This window comes from Salinibacterium sp. ZJ70, assembly GCF_011751865.2.
In the GTDB taxonomy this organism is placed as follows: Bacteria; Actinomycetota; Actinomycetes; order Actinomycetales; family Microbacteriaceae; genus Homoserinibacter.
In genome coordinates this window covers 2784984-2805541 of sequence record NZ_CP061770.1, presented here as the reverse complement: position 1 = coordinate 2805541, position 20558 = coordinate 2784984, and the positions used below count along the sequence as shown (strand labels likewise).

The following is a 20558-nucleotide window of genomic DNA, read 5'->3' as shown; positions in this document are numbered from 1 at the left end:
TGCGCGGGCCGGCCACGGCTCCCGGGAGTGCGCCGACTACGGTGAGGGCATGACGCTCCCCGGCACCGATACCCGCGTGAGCTACCCGGATGGCGACGTCACCTCGTCCGGCGTCGTGCTGCATGTGGAGCCTCTGGGCGGCGGCCGCTCGGCCGTGCTGCTGGACCGCACGGCGTTCCATCCTGTCGACACCGCGTGGCCCGACCAGCCGGCGGATCAGGGACGGATGCGCTGGGCGGGGGGCGAGGCGCCGATCGTCGAGGGCGTGACGGGCGGCATCCGCGACGGCGAGCTGCTGCTGGGTGAGGATCTTCCCGTGCGCCTGGGAACGGCGGACTGGGTGTTCGTCGTCGCGCACATCCTCGAGGGGCAGGCCCCGGCTGAAGGGGATGAGGTCGACGTCGAGGTCGATGCCGCGCACCGAGCCGCACTCTCGGCCGGGCACACCGCATGCCATCTGGCCTCTCTGGCGCTCGACGCCGCGCTCGCTGAAGCGTGGAGCAAGCCCGTCGCGCCTGATGCACTCGGCGCACCCGGCTTCGATGCGGCCGCCATCCAGAGCTCCCGCATCGTGCCGTTCGGCTCGCTCGACATCTACCGCATCGGCAAGTCCCTGCGGAAGAAGGGTTTCGATCCGGCCTCGCTGGACGAGCTGGATGCCGTCTCCGCCCGCGCGAACGCGGCGCTCGCGTCATGGGTCGCGACAGCCGCACCCGTACGCGTCGAACGCGATGATGATGCTCTCTCAGCACGACGCGCCTGGGTGTGCGATCTGCCGGAGCACGCCGCGCGCATCCCCTGCGGCGGCACGCACCTGTCGAACCTCGGCGGCGTCGAGCAGATCACCGTCTCGCTCGAGGCGGTCGATGTGCCAGGCGGTCGCGAGCTGCGGATGCGCACCTCCGTCGAGCTCACGGGCTGAGTCACCGCACGATCGCGACCGGGCAGGGCATCCGGAGCAGCAGCTCCATGCTCACCGAGCCGAACCACATCCGGCCGAGAGCACCGCGCCCGTGGCTGCCGACAGCGAGCAGCCGTGCGCCGCCGGCAGCCGCGATCAGCGTCTCGTGGGCTGGCCCCTCCGGGAGGCTCCGGGTGATCGACAGGTCGGGGAAGTCCTCCGCGAGACCCGCGATCGACTCGGCGAGCAGCACCTCGGACTCGGGGGGCATGGCGGCGGGGGTGGACTCGGTGACGCCCCACGGCCAGGGCTTGAGCCAGGCGTGCACGGCGGTGAGCGTTTCGTGCACTCGGTCGGCGACGTCCGCACCGAAGCGCAGCGCGGAGAGCGACAGCTCGGACCCGTCGACTCCGACGACGACGCCGGAACCGCCGAACGGATCGGTGTCGGGAGGCACGACCACGACGGTGCACTCCGCGCGTTCGGCGATGCGCGCGGAGTGGCGGCTGTAGACGCGCAGTCCTTCTGGGCCTCCGGAGACCCGGGTTCCCACCACGAGCACACGCGCATCGGCAGCCCGGGCGACGAGCATCTGCGTGGGGGAGCCGAGCAGCACGTCGCCGCGCACGTTCATTCCGGGGTGCTCGTCGGCGACCCGCGAGGTCTCGCTGTCGAGGCTGATCTCGGCTGCCGCCAACGCGGAGGTGACCAGTCCGGGAGCGTCATAGGCCCAGGTCGTGTCGACGACATGCAGCAGTTCGACGCGGAGGTTGCGCTCCTTCGCGTAGGCGACGCCCCAGTCGATCGCTGCTCGCTCGGATTCGCGTCCGCTCACTCCGATGACGATGTGGTCTGACATGTGCGGCTCCTTCGCTCGCTGCGCGTCCATCCGGCTCCGCGGCGTTTCGCGAGCCGTTCCCTTGGCGGGAAGTCAACGCCAGCTGAGCGCAATCAGGCAGGGCCGAACGGCCCTGCGGACGCCCGGTCTGCCGCCCGAACGGGGGTGCGGGAGGCAGTATCAGGTGATAGCGGTGTTTCCATATAGTTATCTGAGACTCTGCACTCCGCATTGCGCACCACCCACGCACCAGGAGACCACCATGACCCGAACCCGAACCACCACCCGCCTCGCGGCCGTCGCCCTCGCCGCCGTGCTGACCACCGGAGGAGCGCTGCTCTCAAGCGCCCCCGCCTTCGCCGACGACGACGCACTTCCCGACGACCCGGGCATCGAGCAGCAGCTCGGCGACGAGGAGGGCGAGCAGCAGCTCGGCGATGACCCGGGCGAGGACCAGGGCAGCGACGAGGCGGGCGGCGACGGAGGCGGCGACATCCTCTTCAGCCCCATGTCGGATCCGCTCCTCGAGATGGAGGTCGGAACGGTGTCGATCACCGGCACTCCGCAGGTGGGCAACACCCTCACCGCCGTGGTCGCCGATTGGCCGGAGGGCGCGACGCTGAGCTACCAGTGGGCCGTCAACGGGGGCATGTGGGGCGACGAGCTCACCGGCGAAACCGCCATCACCCACGTCGTGACGTCGGAGTATGTCGGCGCCTGGATCGGTGTGATCGTGACGGCGGAGCTGGAAGGCTACGAGGAGGGATGGGTACTGCACGTGCTCGACGACCCGATCTGGGCGCCGAAGGAGGAACCCTCGGGTGCGCCGGTGAACGACTCGTCGGGGCTCGCCGGCTTCCTCTCGGACGCGGAATCCACGCCGGGCGCCGCTGACAGCGTCGGCCTGCCCACAGCGCCCCTCTCGCCCGGCCGCTCCTACACGGGCACCTTCAACTGGCTGGGCTTCGACTCGTGGGTCGACGTGTACGCGTACTCGACGCCCACCTATGTGGGCACCTTCCCCGTCATCGACGGTGTCGTTCAGTTCTCGCTCGGCAGCTCCGTGCTCTCGCGGCTGAGCGGCGGAACCCACACGCTCGTCGTCATCGGCCAGAGCTCGGGCACCGTGGCGAGCGCGCGCTTCGATGTGGCGCGCACCCTCGCCTCGACGGGTGTCGAGGTCGGCCCCGCATCGTTCGCGCTCGCCGGAGGCATGCTCGTGCTCGGTGCCGCGGCTTTCGCGATGCGTCGCCGCGCGACCGCGACCGCCTGAACCACCACAGCACACGGGGAGCGGCCGCCCGAGGCCGCTCCCCGTTTCGCTGTCAGGAGGTCACTTCTTCGTGGGATCGACTCCCACGTCGACGAGGGGCTGGTTGCCGCTGCGGCTGCGCCACTCGGTCTCGAGGCCCTTCGCGGCGTGCACCGCAGCCCGCACCGAGCGCTCGTCCGCCCACTCGTTGAGTCGGTGTCCGCGGTGGCCTCGCACGTGCTCGAACTGCACATCCGGAAGCCCCGCCGCACGCCGCGCATCGCGCACGGCGATCATCTCCTCGAGGATGTCGACGTTCTTCACCGGGTTCTTCGAGCTCGTCTTCCAGCCGCGAGCCTTGTGCCCGTCCATCCACTTCGTGTACGTGTCGATGGCGTAGGTCGAGTCGGCCTGCACGAGCAGGTGCACGACGTTCGCGTTGTCGCGGATGGCGTTCAGCACCGCGCGCAGCTCGCCGATGTTGTTGGTGCCGGCGACGATCGAGCCGGCGGCCCAGTGGCCGTCCTCGCCGACCCACGCCCAGCCGGCAGGCCCCGGGTTGCCCTTGCAGGCTCCGTCGGTGGCCACGGTGTATCGGTCGATGGTGCTCACCCCACCAGTCTCGCGTACGGGGGCGCCGCCGCCGTGACTATGGCGTGTGCTCGGCCAGCACGGCCCCCGCCTCGGCGTCGAGCTCGACGACACCGGAGAGAATCCGCTCCTCCCGGATCGCACGGCTGTTCTCGCCCGGAAGGCGCCCGCCGGCTGCTGTGATCTCGGCGATGAGGCACTCGACGGCCTCGCTGTTCTCGGCTGGGCCCAGGATCGCGGGGTCGATCGCGAGGTACAGGGCGCCGAAGTCGTCGGGCTCGTGGATGACGTCGCCGCGCTTGGTCGCGCCGGTGCGGCCGGTGATGAAGCCGGAGACGATGAGCTCGAGCATGAGGGAGAGTCCGTACCCGCGGTGTCCGCCGAACGGCAGAAGTCGCCCGCGTCCCTGGGCGTCGACGGCGGCATGCGGGTCCCGGGTGACTTCGCCGTGCACATCGAGCGCGACGCCTGCGGGGAGCTCCGTGTTGAGCGAGCGGGCGCGCATGACCTTGTTGAAGGCGATCGACGATGTGGACATGTCGAGCACGAGCGGGTCGTCATCCTCGCGCGGCACCGCCATCGCGAGCGGGTTGGTGCCGAGCGTCGGCACGGTCGTACCGGGTGCCACGACGACGAGCGGCGTGCTGTTGAACGCGATAGCGATGAACCCACGGGCGGCGATTCGCTCGACGAGGTAGCCGAGCGCGCCGCTCACCCCGGCACTGTGCACCGAGGCGATTCCGATTCCGGTGGTGTCGGCCTTCTCGGCGGCCAGGTCCGCGGCGATGCGATGCACATACGGCGACAGGTTGTAGCCGCCGTCGACGATGGCCGAGACCGGCGTCTCGGAGGTGATCGCGAGCTCGCGTCGACGCGAGGCGCCGGTGCGGTACTCGGTCGCGATGTTGCGCACCAGGCGGACGCCGTGGGAGAAGTGCTCACGCAGCTCTGCGTCGAGGCACATTTCGGCGGTGGCGATGGCCTGCTCGGTCGGCGCTCCGATGCCGAGGAAGGCCCTTTCCAGGCGCGCGCGAAGGTTGTCGATCGTGGTCTGCATGAGGTGTCCGTTCGTCGTTGAGCGGCGAAGTGCCTGTCAGTCGGTGGTCGGGGTGACGAATCCTGCCGCGAGCATGACCTCAAGCGAGTGTTGGTAGTGCTCCGTCAGCAGTCGCGTGGCGGCATCGGCGTCGCGGTCGAGTGCCGCACGCATGATCAGGTCGTGCTCGTGGGGAACGTCGCGCTTGAGCGCTGCGGGTGAGGGCGCGGCCCAGCGGCGGTAGAGCTCGGTGGAGTCGAAGAGGGTCCGCGAGAGGTCGATGAGCAACGGCACGCCAGAACCGGCGACGAGCGTGGCGTGGAAGTCGCGGTGGGCGCTCGACCACTCGTCACGGATGTGCAGAGGGTCTTCCGGTGATCTACGATCGGTGCGCGACAGAATATGATGACGCGTCATCAGATCTGTCTCCCAGTCGATACCACCACGCTCGATGGAGAGGCGAAGGGCCAGCGTGTCGTTGTGGATGCGGACCATGGTGAGGTCCTCGATGTCGGTCACGGTGAGCCCGGGGACCGAGAATCCTTTCGCCGGCTCCGATACAGCGAGGCGCTCTGCGCCCAGTCGCACCAGCACCTCCCGGATGACCGTGGTGCTCGTGCCGTACGCCTTCGACAGCTCTCCCGGTCGCAGCGGCGCTCCTGGGGACCATCGGCCGTTCATGATGTCGTGGCTCACCAGCTCGTACACGTGAGACGCGAGCGTCTTCGAGTCACCTTGTTTGGCCATGGCGAAAGCATAGTGGGACAAAGAATGCATTCCACGTTGACAAATGCATAGCTCGTTCGTAACGTGAGACCGCTGGCGAACAACGCAGCGAGGACCAGAGCACGAAGGGGTGCAGATGAAGGACATCAGGCGAGCACCTATGCGCTCGCTCTTCCGGCTGAACAGCCTCGCGCTGCTCGCCCTCGGAATCGGTTGCTTCGTGATGTCGGTGCAACTCCCGCTCGGTACGTTCGCGGCCCCAGGTGCCGGCGCATGGCCGATGTTCCTCTCGCTGTGCCTCTCCGCCGGCGCGGTGTTCCTGCTCGTGGCAGAACGGGATGGCGAGGACTACGAACGGCTCACTCGCAAGTCGCTCATCTCGGTGCTCGGCTTCATCTGGATCGGCGCCTACGTGGTGATGTTCGCGACCATCGGCTTCTCGCTCGCGTCGCTCATCTTCTCGATCGTGTGGCTGCGGTTCTTGGCACAAGAGAGCTGGCGCTTCTCCCTCACGGTCGGCCCCGCCTTCGCTGTCGCCATGGTGCTGATCTTCGTGGTGGGCCTGCGCGTCCCGGTGCCGCATGACCCCGTGATGTCTCTGATCACGGGCGGAAGGTTCTAAACGATGGACATCAACGGCGTCCTCGAGGGGTTCTCGGTAGCCCTCCAGCCGATCAACATCCTCTTCGTCTTCATCGGCGTGCTCCTGGGCATGATCGTGGGTGTGCTCCCGGGCCTCGGCCCGGCGCCCACCATCGCGCTCATGCTGCCGCTCACCTACGTGCTGCCGCCCGAGGCCGCGATCGTCATGCTCGCGGGCATCTACTACGGCGCCTACTACGGCGGAACGATCACATCGGTCCTCATCAAGCTGCCCGGTGAGGCGGCGAGCGTGGTCACGGTCTACGACGGTCACCAGATGGCGCTTCAAGGCCGAGCCGGCCCCGCGCTCGGCATCTCGGCGATCGGCTCGTTCATCGGCGGCACCGTCGCAATCATCGGACTCTTCTTCTTCTCGCCGATCATCGCCCAGTTCGCCGTGCAGCTCGGCCCGCCCGAGTTCGCGATGCTCGCGGTCATGGGTCTGCTCATGGTCACCGTCCTCGGACAGGCGAAGCCGTCGAAGAACCTCATCATCGCCGCCATCGGTCTGCTCATCGCGACGGTCGGCATCGACATGGTCTCCGGCGTCTCGCGCTTCACGTTCGGCTCGCCCGAGCTGCTCCGCGGCATCGACTTCGTCGCGGTGGCTATGGGCCTCTTCGGTCTCGGCGATGTGCTCTACGACCTCGAGCACAACGTCAAGGCGGCACGCGTGAGCGGCAAGATCGGCCGCGTCCTGCCCACCCGCAAGGACATGAAGGAGTCCTCCGGCGCGATCGCGCGTGGCTCCGTTCTCGGGTTCTTCCTCGGACTCCTCCCGGGTGGTGGTGGCGTTGTGTCGTCGCTCGCCTCCTACGCGGTGGAGAAGAAGGTCTCCAAGACCCCCGAGAAGTTCGGTCACGGCGCGATCGCCGGTGTCGCCGGACCCGAAACGGCCAACAACGCCGGGTCGACGTCGTCCTTCCTTCCGCTGCTGTCGCTCGGAATCCCCTCGAACGTCGTCCTCGCTCTGCTCTACGGCGCGCTCCTCATCCAGGGCATCACGCCCGGGCCGAGCCTCGTCAACGACCACCCGGGCGTGTTCTGGGGCGTGCTCGCCTCGATGATCCTCGGCAACCTCATGCTCCTCGTGCTGAGCCTGCCGATGGTCGGCATGTTCGTGAACCTCGTGCGCGTCCGCATCGGCGTGCTCGCGACAGTTGTCGTGCTCATCACGATGATCGGCGTCTACAGCGTCTCGAACTCGACCTTCGACATGTGGACGATGCTCGCGTTCGGCGTCGTCGGCTACGTGATGCGCAAAACCGGATTCGACCCCGGTCCCCTGGCGCTCGCGCTCGTGCTCGGCCCGCTGCTCGAGACCTCCTTCAAGCAGAGCCTCCTGATGTCGGGCGGCAGCCTCGGCATCTTCGTCGAGCGCCCTGTCGCGCTCATCTTCGTGCTCATCGTCGCCGGCGTGGTGGTCTTCCAGATCGTCGCCAGCCGACTGCGCAAGAAGAAGGCGGTCACGCTCAACACCACGTCGACCGCCACGGTGACCGCCGCGGCTGGCGAGGCGTACGACGAGGCCACGGCCGACACCATCGCGGATGACGACGTGGTCGTCACCCTCCCCGACCCTGTCGGTGCCGACGCAGACAGCGACGACAGCACCGACAAGGACCGCCGCTCCTGACGCGGCAGCACCATCCCCATTCATTCCATCCAAGGAGAACGATGAAGTTTTCGATGCGCCGCTCCGGCGCCCTCATCGCCACAGCCGCAGCGGCGGCCGTCGCCCTCGCGGGCTGCACCAGCGCGCCCGCGGACGACGCAGGTTCCACCGAGCCCGCGCCGGTCGATTTCCCCAAGGGGAACATCACGCTGATCGTGCCCTACGGCGCGGGCGGCCCCTCCGACATCTCGGCGCGTGCGCTCGCACAGGACCTCGAGGCGGAGCTCGGTGTCACCGTCGTCGTCGAGAACCGTCCCGGCGCGTCCGGCATCACGGGACTGAGCGAGGTCGCCATCGGCGCTGCCGACGGATACACCCTCACCTACACGACCGGTGACTCCTTCGTGCAGTCGGGGCTCCGCGAGGGCGTCGCGTACGACTTCGCCAGCTTCGAGCCGATCGCGGGAACCATCTCGCAGCCCTACGTGCTGGTCACCGGCTCGAACGGCGTCGACGACTTCGCCGCGCTGAGCAAGAAGGGCAGCGTCACCTACGCGAGCACCGGTAACGGCACACCGACGCACCTCAACACGCTCATGATGTTCGACCAGCTCGGCGTCACTGCCACCCAGGTTCCGTTCAACGGCGCCGCCGAGGCCACCCAGGCCCTCGTCGGGAACCAGGTCGACGTGGCCATGCTCGACGCGTCGGTCGCCATGCCGCAGATCACCGCCGGTGCGCTCAAGCCGCTTGCGGTGCTCTCCGCTGACGGCGAGGCCCTCGAATACCTCGAGGACATCAAGACGCTCGAGGACCTCGGCATTGACACGAGCGCCATGACCACGACTGTGTGGGGCGTCGCCGCACCGGCCGGTACTGACCCTGCGGTCGTCGACATCCTGCGCGCGGCCGTGCTCGCCGCGGTCGAGGGCTCGAACTTCCAGGAGTTCACCCAGGCGAACTACATGCCTCTTCTGACGGGCGACAACGAGCTCAACTGGTACACGAGTCTCGCAGACATCGCCAAGAAGTCGAAGGCTGCGCTCGAGAAGTTCGGCGTCTCGCTCACCTGATGAACACGCTCGCATCCATCTCGACCGTCGTCACCGGGGCGGGTAAAGGAATCGGTGAGGCCATCGCGCGCCGCTACGCCCGTGAGGGCGCGCTCGTCGCGATCGCCGATATCGACCTCGCTGCCGCGACCTCCGTACGCGATGACATCGTCGTCGCCGGTGGGCGTGCGCTGGCGGTCGAGATGGATGTGGCCGACCGCGTCTCTGTGAGGCGCGGAATCGCCGCAGCAGTGGCCGAGTTCGGCCGCCTCGATGTCATGGTGAACAACGCTGGCATCTCGCAGTCCACGACCCTCGCCGACACCACGGCGCAGGTCTGGGAGCGCCACCAGAAGGTCAACGGCCTCGGCACGCTCATCTGCATGCAGGAGGCGGCCCGGGCGATGATCGCCGACGGCATCGCAGGCAAGATCATCAACCTCACCTCCATCTCGCCCAAGCGCAACAACGCTGACTGGGTGGCGTACGCCGCCAGCAAGGCGATGGTCTCCTCGCTGATCGCGAGCGGATCGCGTTCGCTCGCGCCCCACGGCATCACGGTCACCGGGATCGCGCCCGGCATCGTCGAGACGCCGCTCTGGAACGGTGTGCACGAGAACCCGGCTGACCTTGACGCGCGCTTCGTCGCGTACCGCGCGCAGATCCCGCTCGGACGGATCGCCGTCGCCGACGACCTGGCCGGCGCGGCGGTGTTCCTCGCCAGCGAGGACGCGAACTACATGACAGGTCAGATCATCACGATCGATGGAGGGATCACGGCCTGATGCGCGCAGCAGTGCTCGCCGCGCCGCGGCAGATCCACCTGGTCGACACCTGGCCCGAGCCGGTGTGTGGGGCAGGCGACGTCATCGTCGCCGTGACCGCCGTCGCCACGTGCGGCACCGATCTCGCCTACGTGCACGGCTCTCGGGACATCGTGGAGGGCGGCCTTGTCGTCGGCCACGAGGCGATCGGAGTGGTCGTCGCCGTCGGTGCGGATGTCGATGCGTCGCGGATCGGCGGGCGTGTCGCCATCGAACCGAACTACCCCTGCACCACCTGCCGCCCCTGCCTGAATGCGCTTCCGTCGCTGTGCACGAGCCGCCGCAGCCCTGTCGTCACCGAGCAGGGCTTCCTCGCCGAGCGCGTGGCGGTTCCCGCCGACTTCGCGTGGCCGCTGCCTGAGGAGGTGTCCGATGAGGACGCCGTCTGCATCGAGCCGCTCGCCGTCGCGCTGAGCGCCGTCCGGCGAGCAGGCGACTTCTCCGCGCGCGAGCGGATCGCGATCGCCGGCGCCGGGTCCATCGGTCGCATCCTCGTAGATGCCCTCCACCGTCGCGGGATCACCCCCGCCATCTTCGACCTCTCCGGGGAGCGCGTGCAGGCTGCCGTCGCCCTCGGCGCGCGACCCGTGGAACCGGGAGAGCGCTTCGACCTCATGTTCGAGACGACCGGCTCGGGTGCGGGCGCTGCCGCGGCCCTCGAGCTGGTGGACCCCGATGGACTGTTCATGGCCATCGGCGTAGGGGAGACCCCGATACCCGTGGACACCAAGGTTCTCGTGCGCCGCGGCCTCACCATCACGGGCTCCATGATCTACGACCACCCGCACGACTATGCGGCGGTCATCGACACGGTGGCGCGCGGCGAGGCTCGGCCGGGCGCCGTCCTCCACGCCCCGTTCTCGTTCGAGGATGCTCAGGAGGCGCTCGTCGGCGCAGCGGGACGTGTCGGCAAGACGTGGATCCGTGTGAGCTCCGGAGACTGGGATGCGTGACCTCGGCATCGACCACCTCACGGCGCTCTCGCTTGAGCCGGGGGCGTTCGCCCACGCCGCGGCCGATGCTGGCTTCGCGAGCGTGAGCGTGCGCACCATCCACATCGTCGGCGGCGAGCCCGAATGGGCCGTTCCGCTTGACGCGACGCTCGTAAACCGCGTGCGTGACGCCGGTGTGGCCGTGCATGCCATCGAAGCTGTCGCGATCACCGAGGCGCTCGCGCTCGGGATGGACCACCTGCGTCCCGTCCTCGAGCAGGGCGCGGAGCTCGGCGCGCATCTGCTCTACTCGTTCTCCGACGACACCGACGCGATCCGGTGCGCGGACACGCTCGCCGCGCTCGCCGCGCTCGCCTCCGAGCATGGGCTTCGTCTCGTGATCGAGCCGATGCCGTACCGGGCCGTCGCGACCCTGCCGCAGGCGGCCGGGATCATCGCCGAACGCGCCGGAGCGGGCCTCATCGTCGACACGCTGCACGCCTCGCGCGGCGGTACCCAGCCCGCCGACCTCGCCCGGCTCGACCCCGAGATGCTTGCGGTCATACAGCTCTGCGACGCGCCCAGCGAGGCGCCGCCGTCGCCGTCGCCGTCGGGACTGCACCCGCTGCTGCACGAAGCGCGGTTCGATCGCCGTCTGCCCGGCGCCGGCGAGCTTCCGCTCGCCGATTTCGTCGCCGAGATGCCGTCGGGTGCGCTGGTGACCGTCGAAGCTCCCATCTCGACGGCCTCCGGCGACGCGCGGACACTCATCGCCGATGTGCTCCGCACCACGCGGGCCGCACTCGGCTGGGGGGACGAGGTGAGTGCGCGATGAGCACCGGCCCCATGCGCGCGCTCGTGACGGGTGCGTCCTCCGGCATCGGCCGCGCGATCGCGCGCGAGTTCGCGGAGCGCGGCTATGCCCTCGTGCTGGTCGCCCGCGGCGCGGATTCGCTCGGCGAGCTGCGTGACGAGCTCACCGGCATCTCGTCGGCATCCCACGAGGTGCTCGCCGCCGACCTGGGCGCGCGCGAGGGCGTTGCCGCCGTCTCCGCGCGACTTCAGGCGACGGACGAGCCGGTCGACGTGCTCGTGCACTCCGCTGGCATCGGGCTGCCGCCCGGGGGTTACCTCGGCAACCCGGTCGACGCGTCGGTCGCGGTCAACCGCGTCAGCATCGACGCCCTTACCGAGCTCGCGCACGCGGCGCTCCCCGGCATGCTCGACCGCGACCGCGGAGGCCTGCTCACCGTCGCCTCGATCGCCGGCTTCCTGCCCGGAACTGCCGCGATCACCTACTCGGCATCGAAGGCGTGGGCCCAGACCTTCGGCGAAGGACTCAACCAGCTGCTGCGCAGGACGGGCGTCACGAGCACTGTGGTCGCCCCGGGGTTCGTGCGCAGCGGATTCCACGGCCGCGCCGGTCTCGGCGCATCCGGGATCCACAACATGATGTGGTGCGCCCCTGAGCAGGTGGCTTCCGCTGCGGTGCGCGCCTTCGAGAAGCGGCGCGCGCTCGTGGTGCCGGGAGGGATCTGGAAGGCCGTCTACGCGGCGTACCGAATCCTGCCCCGCTCGGCCACGCGTGCGCTCTTCGCCTCGTACATGACCTGGACAGCAAGGAGGGGATCGTGAGCGGTCTCGGAAGACTCACCGGTCGACGTGCTCTCGTCACCGGAGCCGGCAGCGGCATCGGCGCCGCCATTTCGCGCGGCTATGCCGCCGAAGGGGCGCAGGTACTGATCGTCGACCGCGACGCCGCCGCCGCGGAAGCCGTCGCGCAGGAGATCGTCGCCGCGTCCGGAGTCGCTGTCGCGCACACGTGCGATGTCGGCGATGAGGCATCCGTTGCGGCCGCCTTCGAGCGCATCGACGACGTCTTCGGCGGCATCGACATCCTCGTGAACGCCGCGGGCATCCTGCGTCGTCACTCGTTCCTCGACACCGACGAGACCAGCTGGGATCTCATGCTGCGCATCAACGCACTCGGGCCGCTGCTGTGCACGCAGCAGGCGGCGCAGCGCTTCATCGCGCAGGGCGAAGCGACGCGCGGCGCGGGCAAGATCGTCAACATCTGCAGCACGTCCTCGCGGCAGGCCACAGGTGACTTCACGGCCTACGCCGCCAGCAAGGCCGCGCTGCTGTCGCTCACCCAGTCCACCGCGAAGGGCCTCGCCCCGCACGGGATCACGGTGAACGGCATCGGGCCGGGCATCGTCGACACGCCTCTCTGGCGAGCCGACGCGCTGACGCTTGCTGATCGAACGCTCTCCGACTACACGTCGAAGATCCCCCTCGGCCGCCTCTCGCAGGCCGAGGACCTCGTTCCGACGGCGGTATTCCTCGCCGCCGATGACTCCGACTACATGACCGGCCAGCTTCTGATGGTCGACGGCGGGATGGTGATGATGTGAGCGAGCTCACGTACGACGAGCAGGCAGTCGCCCAGGCGGCGGAGGTGCTCTACGAAGCGCAGCGCACGGCGCAGCCGGCGGAGCCCGTCAAGGACATCGTCGGCGAAGGCAACGTCGATGCCGCGTACGCCGTGCAGGAGCTGCTGATGTCGCGCCGCGAATCCGACGGACTCGCCCGCATCGGGCGCAAGGTAGGGCTCACCAACCCGGCCGTGCAGGCGCAGCTTGGGGTCGACCAGCCCGACTTCGGCGTGCTGCTCTCCGACATGGACGTCACCGGGGTCGAGGCCGTCGACATGTCGCGTCTTATCTCCCCGCGCATCGAGGCCGAGATCGCCTTCGTGTTGGCACGCGACGTGGACGCCGTGGACCGCGCATCCGTCGTGGCCGCCGTCGGATCGGCCCGCGCCGCATTCGAGATCGTCGACTCGCGGGTGCGCGACTGGCGCATCTCGATCGTCGACACAATCGCGGACAACGCCTCGAGCGCGCTGTTCGTGCTGGGCGATGTCGAGCTTCCGCTCGACGGCTTCGACCCGGTCGCGATTCCCATGTCGCTCACTGCCGACGGCGCGGTCGTGTCGAGCGGCAGCGGTGCCGCGTGCATGGGCGACCCGGTGAACGCACTCGTCTGGGTGGCCGAGACGGCCGCCCGCGTCGGCCGGCCACTGCGGGCGGGCGAGGTGGTCCTCTCGGGCGCCCTTGGACCGATGGTCCCCTTCACCGCAGGAACCAGTTACACCGCCGATCTCGGCATTCTCGGCACCGTCACCGCAGTCGCGGGCCGGTAGCCGAATCCCTTCCCTCCCACGCCAGCAGAAAGGCCAATTCATGGCGACGCATCCATATACGAGCACCTGGATGGACCTCGTTGAGACCAGCTTCTCGCAGGGATTCATCGATGCGGGGGGGTACCGAACGCGCTACTTGCGCGCCGGTGATCCCGACAACCCGCGCAAGCTCCTCCTCCTCCACGGCATCACGGGGCACGCCGAGGCGTACAGCCGGAACATGCAGGCGCACGGCGAGCACTTCGACGTGTTCGCGTTCGACTTCATCGGCCATGGCTACTCTGCCAAGCCCGAGCACCCGCTCGAGATCAAGCACTACATCGATCACGTGCACGGCGTGATGGATGCCCTCGGTGCCGAGAAGTACTACATGTCGGGCGAGTCGCTCGGAGGCTGGACCACGGCGAAGTTCTCGCAGCTGCACCCCGAGCGCGTCGAGCGCATCGTGCTCAACACCATGGGCGGCACGATGGCGAACCCCGCCGTGATGGAGCGTCTGTTCACCCTCTCGATGGAGGCCGCCAAGGACCCGTCGTGGGAGCGCGTCAAGGCTCGTCTCGAGTGGCTGATGGCTGACCCGACGATGGTGACCGACGACCTCATCCGCGTTCGCCAGCGCATCTTCCAGCAGCCCGAGTGGGAGATGGCGTGCCGCATGAACATGGCCCTCCAGGATCTGGAGACGCGCAAGCGCAACATGCTCTCCGACGACGACCTGCGCGCCATTTCGGTGCCGGCGATGGTGCTGTGGACGACGAAGGACCCCTCGGGTCCCGTCGACGAAGCCCGTCGCATCGCGGGCCTCATCCCCGATGCCGAGCTCGCTGTCATCGACGAGGCCGGCCACTGGCCTCAGTACGAGAAGGCCGACGAGTTCAACCGAATCCACCTGGAGTTCCTGCTCCGCGACCGCTGAGCTCGCAACCCCCTCAATGAAGAAAGGCGATCATGGCACTTCTGTCTGATCAGTACGACCCGGGCCCCGGGATCTCCCACGCTGGCTCGATCAGCCTGGGCACGCGCGACATCGAGAAGTCGCTGTGGTTCTTCCGCGACATCCTCGGCATGGAGGAGGTGGAGCGCGACGGCGACGTCGCGTACCTCCGCGCGTACCAAGAGCTGCGCCACCACTCGATGGTCCTGCGTCAGCAGGACACCGATGTGGTGAACGCGTTCTCGTTCCGCACCCGTCGTCCGCAGGACGTCGAGCTGTTCTACGAGCACCTGCTGAAGCAGGAGGTCGAGGCAGTCGAAGTTCCCGCTGGAACCGAGAAGGGGCGCGGCACCGCGGTGCGCTTCCTCCTCCCCGGCGGCACGCACCCGATCGAGCTGTACTACGACATGGAGAAGGTCGACGCGCCGGAGGAGATCCGGTCGCGCCTCCCCTCCAACAGCTCCACGCGTCGTGGACTGGGCGTTCGCCGCCTCGACCACTTCAACGTGCAGACCTCGCCCCAGACGATCAACCAGACCGAGCGCTGGGCGCGCGAGAACCTGGGCCTCAAGCGTCGCGAGTTCGCCTACCTTCCCGACCACCCTGAGACCCTCATGGCCTCGTGGACCTCGGTCACCTCGCAGGTGCACGACATCGCGTTCGTCGCCAACCGCGAGGAGAAGATCGGCCAGCTGCACCACCTCGCGTACAACATGGAGAACATGAGCGACGTGCTCACGGCGGCCGACGTGCTCCGTGACCTCGACGTCTCGTACGGCGTGGGCCCCGGCAAGCACGGCATCGGCCAGGCCATGTACCTGTACGTGCACGACCCCGGCTCGGACCACCGCGTGGAGCTGTACGCGGGCGGCTACCAGATCTTCGATGAGGACTGGGAGGCCATCGAGTGGCGTCCGGAGGAGTTCCCCGAGGGGCTCACCTGGTACGGCGACCCGATTGTCACCACCCCTGGCAGCCGCGGTCGCGACACCACCGGTGTCGCGGGGCTCGAGAACCCGCTTCTCGCGCCGTAAGCACCACGAAGCACCATGTGCGGCCCGGGCTCTGCAACCCGGGCCGCACTCATCCGAGGAGATTCTCATGCGCTCGCACACCATCGACGTCATCGCCGGCGACGGCATCGGCAAGGAGGTCACGCCTGCGGCGGTCTCCTGCATCGACGCCGTCGCCGCTCACCACGACTTCCGCATCACCTGGCGTGACCGCGATTGGGGCTCGGATCGCTATCTGGCCGAGGGCGCGATGATGCCGGCGGACGGCATCGAGCAGCTGCGAGACGGCGACGGCATCTTCCTCGGGGCTGTCGGCCACCCTGACATCGACGACGCCGTGACCCTGTGGGGGCTGCTGATCCCCATCCGGCGCGCCTTCGATCTGTACCTCAACATCCGACCGATCCGCCTTCTTCCGGGCGTTGAGCCGCGCGTCACCCGCAACTCCGACATCGACGTCGTGGTCGTGCGCGAGAACGTGGAGGGCGAGTACTCGGAGGTCGGAGGCCGCGCCTACCACGGCACCCCCGATGCGATGGCCTTCCAGCAGGCTCTCTTCACCCGGCGGGGTGTCGCACGCGTCGCCGAGTACGCCGCCGAGCTCGCCGCCAGCCGCAGCGGACGCCTCGTTTCGGCCACGAAGTCGAACGGGATCATCCACTCGATGCCGTTCTGGGATGAGGTCGTCGCCGAGACGGTCGCCCAGCACCCCGGGGTGGAGCTCGAGAGTGTGCTCATCGACGCCCTTTCGGCCCGCGTCGTGCTCGCCCCGAACAGCCTCGACGTCGTGGTGGCCTCGAACCTCTTCGGCGACATCCTCTCCGACCTCGCGGCCGCTGTCGCGGGCTCGATCGGTATCGCCCCCTCGGCCAACATCAACACCGACCGCTCCGTGCCGTCGATGTTCGAGCCGGTGCACGGCACCGCCCCCGACATCGTGGGGAAGGGGCTCGCGAACCCGGTCGGCGCTCTCTGGGCGGGAGCGATGATGCTCGAGCACCTCGGTGAGGTCGCCGCCGCCGCCGCCCTCACCGCCGCGTTCGAGGGTGCCCTCGCCGATGGCGTCAGCACGCGCGATCTCGGCGGCACGGCGAGCACGTCGGAGTTCGTCGCAGAGGTGCTGCGCCGCATCGGCTGATGCGCGCCGATCTTCGGGGAGGGGTATCGGCCGGGCGCCATCCGGGGTGATGATCAAGCTGTCGGACGCGGCGAGGAGGTGGCGCGATGCCGGGTGATGTCGACGCGGAGATCGCGTTCCGCTCGCGGCGCTGGGTGAAGCCCGAGGACCTGAATGCTCACGGCACCCTCTTCGGCGGCAGCCTCCTGCGGTGGATCGACGAGGAGGCCGCGATCTATGCGATCGTGCAGATCGGCAACCCGCGGGCTGTCACGAAGCTCATCTCGGAGGTCGAGTTCGTGTCGTCGGCGAGCCAGAGCGACCTCATCGAGCTCGGCATCGTGGCGACGACGTTCGGACGCACCTCGATCACGCTGCGCGCGGAAGTGCGCAACATGATCACGCGGCAGCGCATCCTCGCGATCGAGCGGATCGTGTTCGTGGGACTCGACGAGGAGGGCGTTCCACTGCCGCACGGCTACTCGACCATCACGTACGATCGGGACCGCCTGCCTACAGAGTGAGCGTGGGGGCGCCAGGCTCAGCGAGGCGAGTAGCACGTCGCGGCGAACCCGTCGAGGGCCTCGCTCGCGATCGCGGGCCGATCTAGCGTTCTGGGCATGACCGAGACGAAGACGCGCAAGACCCCTGCCGGCGCCGGTGCTCGCACGAGCCGACGCCAGAACGCCGAGGGAGGCTTCACCGCCTCCAAGAAGCTCACCGAGGACATGCAGAAAGTGCTGGTCGACCTCATCGAGCTCGCTGGTCAGGGCAAGCAGGCGCACTGGAACGTGGTCGGGCGCAACTTCCGCGACACCCACCGCATCCTCGACGAGATCATCGACCTCGCCCGCGGCTTCAGCGACGAGGTGGCCGAGCGGATGCGCGCCCTGCACGCCATCCCGGACGGGCGCAGCGACACCGTCGCCGCGACCACGACGCTTCCGGAGTTCCCTGCCGGTGAGGTGCTGACGACCGACGTCATCGACCTCATCACCGTTCGGCTCGAAGCCGTCGTGGCCACGGTCCGCGGCGTGCACGACGAGGTCGACGAGGAGGATCCCACGACCGCCGACCTGCTGCACGCCGTCATCGAGAAGCTCGAGCAGTACGCCTGGATGGTGTCGGCAGAGAATCGGACTCCCGCGGGCAAGTAGCGGGCACGTGACGCGCTCGGGCGGCGCTCGCGAGCAATGCTCGCGCCAGAGGCCTCCGCCGCAGCCTTCGGGCCGCGGCCGTGAACAGCGAGCCTCCTCGCGGCGGTTAGCGTGGTCGTGGGGGTAAACATGCAGATCGTCATCGACATCGTCGGCTGGGTGGGCATGGTGGCGCTGCTCATCGCATATGGGCTGCTCACGATGCGCAAGCTCGACTCGGCATCCTGGACGTACCAGGTGCTCAACCTGCTGGGCGCCGTCTGCCTGATGGTGAACACCGCGTACTACCAGGCGTGGCCCTCGGTCACGCTGAACGCGTTCTGGTTCGTCATCGGAGGCTACGGCCTCGTGAAGGGCCGCCGCGCGCGCCGCGAGGCACGCACCGCGTAGGCCTCGGGGCACGCGAATGCCCTGCCGGCCACCGGGGTGATCGTCAGGGTGTCGTTTCTCGTCCTAGATGAGACCGTTTGGCCCTGTTGAGACGTGCAGTGCATTGAAGCCGGTGCTTCGAGCCTTCGCATTTCAGATGAGACAACTTTGGCCCGAGGCCGGAAGAAGGGGCGAGGCTTTCGCCCCGCCCCTTGGCGGTGGTTCAGTGGCTTGCGGGCCTGACCCTCTCGTCCTGCGGGTAGCTTGAGCAGCCGCGAGAAGCTCGTCGGTGCGGGATGGTCTGCTGGATTTCGTGCCCGGCACGGGTGCACATCCACCAGAAGAGTCGACCGGATCCCATGGTGTCGGACGGGTCGAGCAGGTTCTTCCGGGGGTGCCACTCTGCTGCCAGGTCGGGGTCGGTCGTGCCGAAGTCGTTGAACCCAGGCATCAACTTCCGGTGGGCGCAGAACGGGCAACCGCCGCCGCTGGTTCGGGCTAGTCCGAAATGAAGCAGATTCGGTCCTCGACTATTTCGTCCGTCGCGTCGCAAGCCACGACGACGCAGCAGATCTTCTTGGCGAGACGCTTGCGGTCCTCTGGCGGAAGGCCGAGTCTGTGCCGACGAATCCAACTGAGGCTCGGATGTGGATGTTCGGCATCGCGCGTAGAACGCTCTTCCCAAAGTCGTCGAACCTGGCAACGCCGTCATGCGTTGCACCAGAAGCCCACGAGCCTTCTCGACAGCCGTGCGGTCCAGGAAGACGATGGGCGGGCGGAGGAGGTCCGTGCGGCGATCAGCCAGCTCCATCCATCTGACCAAGAGATCATCAGGCTCGTCTACTGGGACGGCTTCACCCTCTCTGAAGCGGCGCAACTCTTGGAATGAATGCGGCAACCGCTCGCAGCAGACACGCTCGCGCGCGCCTCAAGTTGCAGCACGAACTTCGGGTCCCTGTCGAACAATCGCGCGATTCTTCAAATAGTTGAGGAAAATAATGGAACCTCGAACTTCCGCTCTGCTAGCCTCTGGCCACCGGTTTCGTCGCCCGAGAAATCGGGCGGCCGGCATGGAAATCAGGGATAGGCATGGACGCAGCAGGCATGTTCAAGCGCGGGCTGGCAGCGACCGCGGTGGCGGCGGCGCTAGTACTGTCAGGAGCCGCTATGGCAAATGCCGCCACGTTGTACGACGACGACAACTACTCAGGCGCCTCCTACACTTCGACGTCGACGGGAACCGACGGAGTCCCGGTCGCACGCAACGACAAGGCCTCCTCCCTCAAGAACACGGGAGCCGAGACCTACTGTGAGAACTCCGACTGCTCCGGGCGAACGTTCTCCTGGACCGGGAACGCCAATGCCTTGTCCGCCATCAACAGCGGCCTCGGGTTGACTCAGAACTGGAACGATCGCATCAGTGGAATCAAGTAATTCAGGTTCGGGGCGGGGGGTGCGCACCATCGGCGCACTCCTTGCTTCGGCCTTCATCCTTACCGGCTGCACAGCTGATCCGACCGATGAAGCTGGATTGGGCCAACGAGACATCAGCCCGCGCCGTCATAGATGAGACAGTCGGCGAGATCTCGACTCCGCTCAGTGAGTACGACATCTACGACTCGCATTTCAACCTCGAGACGATCAACCTGACGATCCTGCTCCGATCGGGTGAATGCATGGAGGCGCAAGGATTGATCGCCCCCCCTGTAGACCTGGGAAGTCGCGATCTACCGATCGATGATCGCGACTTCGGACAATGGTTTGAGCCGAACGCTCGCGAATTCGGCGCGGGGTTCCCGTCTAGTTCATACGACGCCGAACTGACCGCACTCGCAGAGTCGGAGGGCGAGACATGGTTGTCCGCCTACTACGCCTGCGGCGAAGAGGCGCTTAGCGACCCAGAGCTCGCTGAGTTCGTTCCTTCAAACGAGGAAATCAACGACAGTCTGCTGAGCTCAACCCGAACCACTGCGCGAGAACGAGCGCAGCAAGATCCCACTTGGCAGTCCGCCCGCGAGTCCTACTGGACCTGCCTGGAAGAGGCCGGCCTAACCCCGCGACGCGGCGCAAACGAATGGGGCGTTGAAGAAGTCGCCCCCGCAGGTTACGACGACCGCGGAGTTCCTGAATGGAGCGCGGAATCGATCAAAGCCTCCTACAGCGTCGTCACCTGCAATACGGAGAGCGGGTTGACCAGGACACTTGGGGATCTCGTTGCCTCCTACGAAGCGCCGTTGATCAAAGAGAATCAGGCCGCATTCAACGAGTTGAAGAGCAAGAAGCAGCACCGTCTCGAACTCGCGGAAACCTACATCAACACCCATGGCTGAAGGTCCCCCGCAGCCTCGGTCTGT

General features: G+C 67.8%; 24 protein-coding genes. 19 read left to right on the top strand and 5 right to left on the bottom strand.

What is annotated here, in order from left to right:
• The first annotated feature begins 49 nt into the window (after positions 1-49).
• Positions 50-922, top strand: a complete 873-nt coding sequence (locus HCR12_RS13350) for an alanyl-tRNA editing protein (RefSeq protein WP_166869648.1) — start codon at positions 50-52, stop codon at positions 920-922.
• Position 923: 1 nt separating this feature from the next.
• On the opposite strand, the gene HCR12_RS13345 is transcribed toward HCR12_RS13350, so the two are convergent.
• Positions 924-1760: a universal stress protein gene (locus HCR12_RS13345; RefSeq protein ID WP_166869649.1), complete on the bottom strand. Its 837-nt coding sequence runs from the start codon at positions 1758-1760 to the stop codon at positions 924-926.
• Between the two features lie 241 nt (positions 1761-2001).
• On the opposite strand from HCR12_RS13345, the gene HCR12_RS13340 reads away from it, so the two are divergent.
• Complete coding sequence (locus HCR12_RS13340; RefSeq protein ID WP_166869650.1) at positions 2002-3012, top strand: LPXTG cell wall anchor domain-containing protein; 1011 nt, start codon at positions 2002-2004, stop codon at positions 3010-3012.
• A 60-nt stretch (positions 3013-3072) separates the two neighbouring features.
• Here the strand turns inward: HCR12_RS13340 and HCR12_RS13335 are convergent, their stop codons facing one another.
• The 3 genes from HCR12_RS13335 to HCR12_RS13325 are packed head-to-tail and all read right to left on the bottom strand — an operon-like array spanning position 3073 to position 5365.
• A complete protein-coding gene (locus tag HCR12_RS13335) occupies positions 3073-3603 on the bottom strand; it encodes a ribonuclease H family protein (protein WP_224763531.1) in 531 nt (176 codons plus the stop codon).
• Positions 3604-3640: 37 nt separating this feature from the next.
• Positions 3641-4639, bottom strand: coding sequence for an Ldh family oxidoreductase (locus tag HCR12_RS13330; protein WP_166869651.1), 999 nt, complete (start codon positions 4637-4639; stop codon positions 3641-3643).
• 36 nt (positions 4640-4675) lie between these two features.
• Positions 4676-5365, bottom strand: a complete 690-nt coding sequence (locus HCR12_RS13325) for a GntR family transcriptional regulator (RefSeq protein ID WP_166869652.1) — start codon at positions 5363-5365, stop codon at positions 4676-4678.
• Positions 5366-5504: 139 nt separating this feature from the next.
• On the opposite strand from HCR12_RS13325, the gene HCR12_RS13320 reads away from it, so the two are divergent.
• The 15 genes from HCR12_RS13320 to HCR12_RS13250 all read left to right on the top strand — a co-directional run bounded on the left by HCR12_RS13320 (position 5505) and on the right by HCR12_RS13250 (position 18225).
• The gene (locus tag HCR12_RS13320) at positions 5505-5966 is read left to right on the top strand and encodes a tripartite tricarboxylate transporter TctB family protein (protein ID WP_166869653.1); all 462 of its coding nucleotides are present in this window, start codon (positions 5505-5507) and stop codon (positions 5964-5966) included.
• Positions 5967-5969: 3 nt separating this feature from the next.
• Entirely contained in the window at positions 5970-7622 is a 1653-nt protein-coding gene (locus tag HCR12_RS13315) for a tripartite tricarboxylate transporter permease (RefSeq protein WP_166869654.1), read from the top strand.
• Between the two features lie 41 nt (positions 7623-7663).
• Positions 7664-8674 (top strand): tripartite tricarboxylate transporter substrate binding protein, encoded by a 1011-nt coding sequence (locus tag HCR12_RS13310; protein WP_166869655.1) that lies wholly within the window; start codon positions 7664-7666, stop codon positions 8672-8674.
• Entirely contained in the window at positions 8674-9438 is a 765-nt protein-coding gene (locus HCR12_RS13305; RefSeq protein ID WP_166869656.1) for an SDR family NAD(P)-dependent oxidoreductase, read from the top strand. Before HCR12_RS13310 ends, HCR12_RS13305 begins: the two co-directional genes overlap by 1 nt.
• Positions 9438-10430, top strand: a complete 993-nt coding sequence (locus HCR12_RS13300; RefSeq protein WP_166869657.1) for a zinc-dependent alcohol dehydrogenase — start codon at positions 9438-9440, stop codon at positions 10428-10430. Before HCR12_RS13305 ends, HCR12_RS13300 begins: the two co-directional genes overlap by 1 nt.
• Positions 10423-11244, top strand: coding sequence for a sugar phosphate isomerase/epimerase family protein (locus HCR12_RS13295; RefSeq protein WP_166869658.1), 822 nt, complete (start codon positions 10423-10425; stop codon positions 11242-11244). The genes HCR12_RS13300 and HCR12_RS13295 overlap by 8 nt, the downstream gene beginning before the upstream one ends.
• Positions 11241-12044: an SDR family NAD(P)-dependent oxidoreductase gene (locus tag HCR12_RS13290; protein ID WP_166869659.1), complete on the top strand. Its 804-nt coding sequence runs from the start codon at positions 11241-11243 to the stop codon at positions 12042-12044. The genes HCR12_RS13295 and HCR12_RS13290 overlap by 4 nt, the downstream gene beginning before the upstream one ends.
• Entirely contained in the window at positions 12041-12823 is a 783-nt protein-coding gene (locus HCR12_RS13285; RefSeq protein WP_166869660.1) for an SDR family NAD(P)-dependent oxidoreductase, read from the top strand. Before HCR12_RS13290 ends, HCR12_RS13285 begins: the two co-directional genes overlap by 4 nt.
• Positions 12820-13614, top strand: coding sequence for a 2-keto-4-pentenoate hydratase (locus tag HCR12_RS13280; RefSeq protein WP_166869661.1), 795 nt, complete (start codon positions 12820-12822; stop codon positions 13612-13614). The genes HCR12_RS13285 and HCR12_RS13280 overlap by 4 nt, the downstream gene beginning before the upstream one ends.
• A gap of 70 nt (positions 13615-13684) precedes the next feature.
• Positions 13685-14530 carry an alpha/beta fold hydrolase gene (locus tag HCR12_RS13275; protein ID WP_224763529.1) on the top strand — a complete coding sequence of 282 codons (846 nt, stop codon included), beginning with the start codon at positions 13685-13687 and terminating at the stop codon, positions 14528-14530.
• Between the two features lie 32 nt (positions 14531-14562).
• The gene (locus HCR12_RS13270) at positions 14563-15582 is read left to right on the top strand and encodes a VOC family protein (protein ID WP_166869663.1); all 1020 of its coding nucleotides are present in this window, start codon (positions 14563-14565) and stop codon (positions 15580-15582) included.
• 67 nt (positions 15583-15649) lie between these two features.
• The gene (locus tag HCR12_RS13265; protein WP_166869664.1) at positions 15650-16699 is read left to right on the top strand and encodes a tartrate dehydrogenase; all 1050 of its coding nucleotides are present in this window, start codon (positions 15650-15652) and stop codon (positions 16697-16699) included.
• Positions 16700-16785: 86 nt separating this feature from the next.
• Complete coding sequence (locus HCR12_RS13260) at positions 16786-17202, top strand: acyl-CoA thioesterase (protein ID WP_166869665.1); 417 nt, start codon at positions 16786-16788, stop codon at positions 17200-17202.
• A gap of 96 nt (positions 17203-17298) precedes the next feature.
• The gene (locus HCR12_RS13255) at positions 17299-17835 is read left to right on the top strand and encodes a Dps family protein (RefSeq protein ID WP_166869666.1); all 537 of its coding nucleotides are present in this window, start codon (positions 17299-17301) and stop codon (positions 17833-17835) included.
• Positions 17836-17964: 129 nt separating this feature from the next.
• Positions 17965-18225, top strand: a complete 261-nt coding sequence (locus HCR12_RS13250) for a CBU_0592 family membrane protein (protein WP_166869667.1) — start codon at positions 17965-17967, stop codon at positions 18223-18225.
• A 202-nt stretch (positions 18226-18427) separates the two neighbouring features.
• On the opposite strand, the gene HCR12_RS13825 is transcribed toward HCR12_RS13250, so the two are convergent.
• Complete coding sequence (locus HCR12_RS13825) at positions 18428-18655, bottom strand: zinc-ribbon domain-containing protein (protein WP_166869668.1); 228 nt, start codon at positions 18653-18655, stop codon at positions 18428-18430.
• Positions 18656-19293: 638 nt separating this feature from the next.
• On the opposite strand from HCR12_RS13825, the gene HCR12_RS13235 reads away from it, so the two are divergent.
• Positions 19294-19638 (top strand): hypothetical protein, encoded by a 345-nt coding sequence (locus HCR12_RS13235; RefSeq protein WP_166869669.1) that lies wholly within the window; start codon positions 19294-19296, stop codon positions 19636-19638.
• A gap of 86 nt (positions 19639-19724) precedes the next feature.
• The gene (locus HCR12_RS13230; protein WP_166869670.1) at positions 19725-20534 is read left to right on the top strand and encodes a hypothetical protein; all 810 of its coding nucleotides are present in this window, start codon (positions 19725-19727) and stop codon (positions 20532-20534) included.
• The last annotated feature ends 24 nt before the right edge of the window (positions 20535-20558 follow it).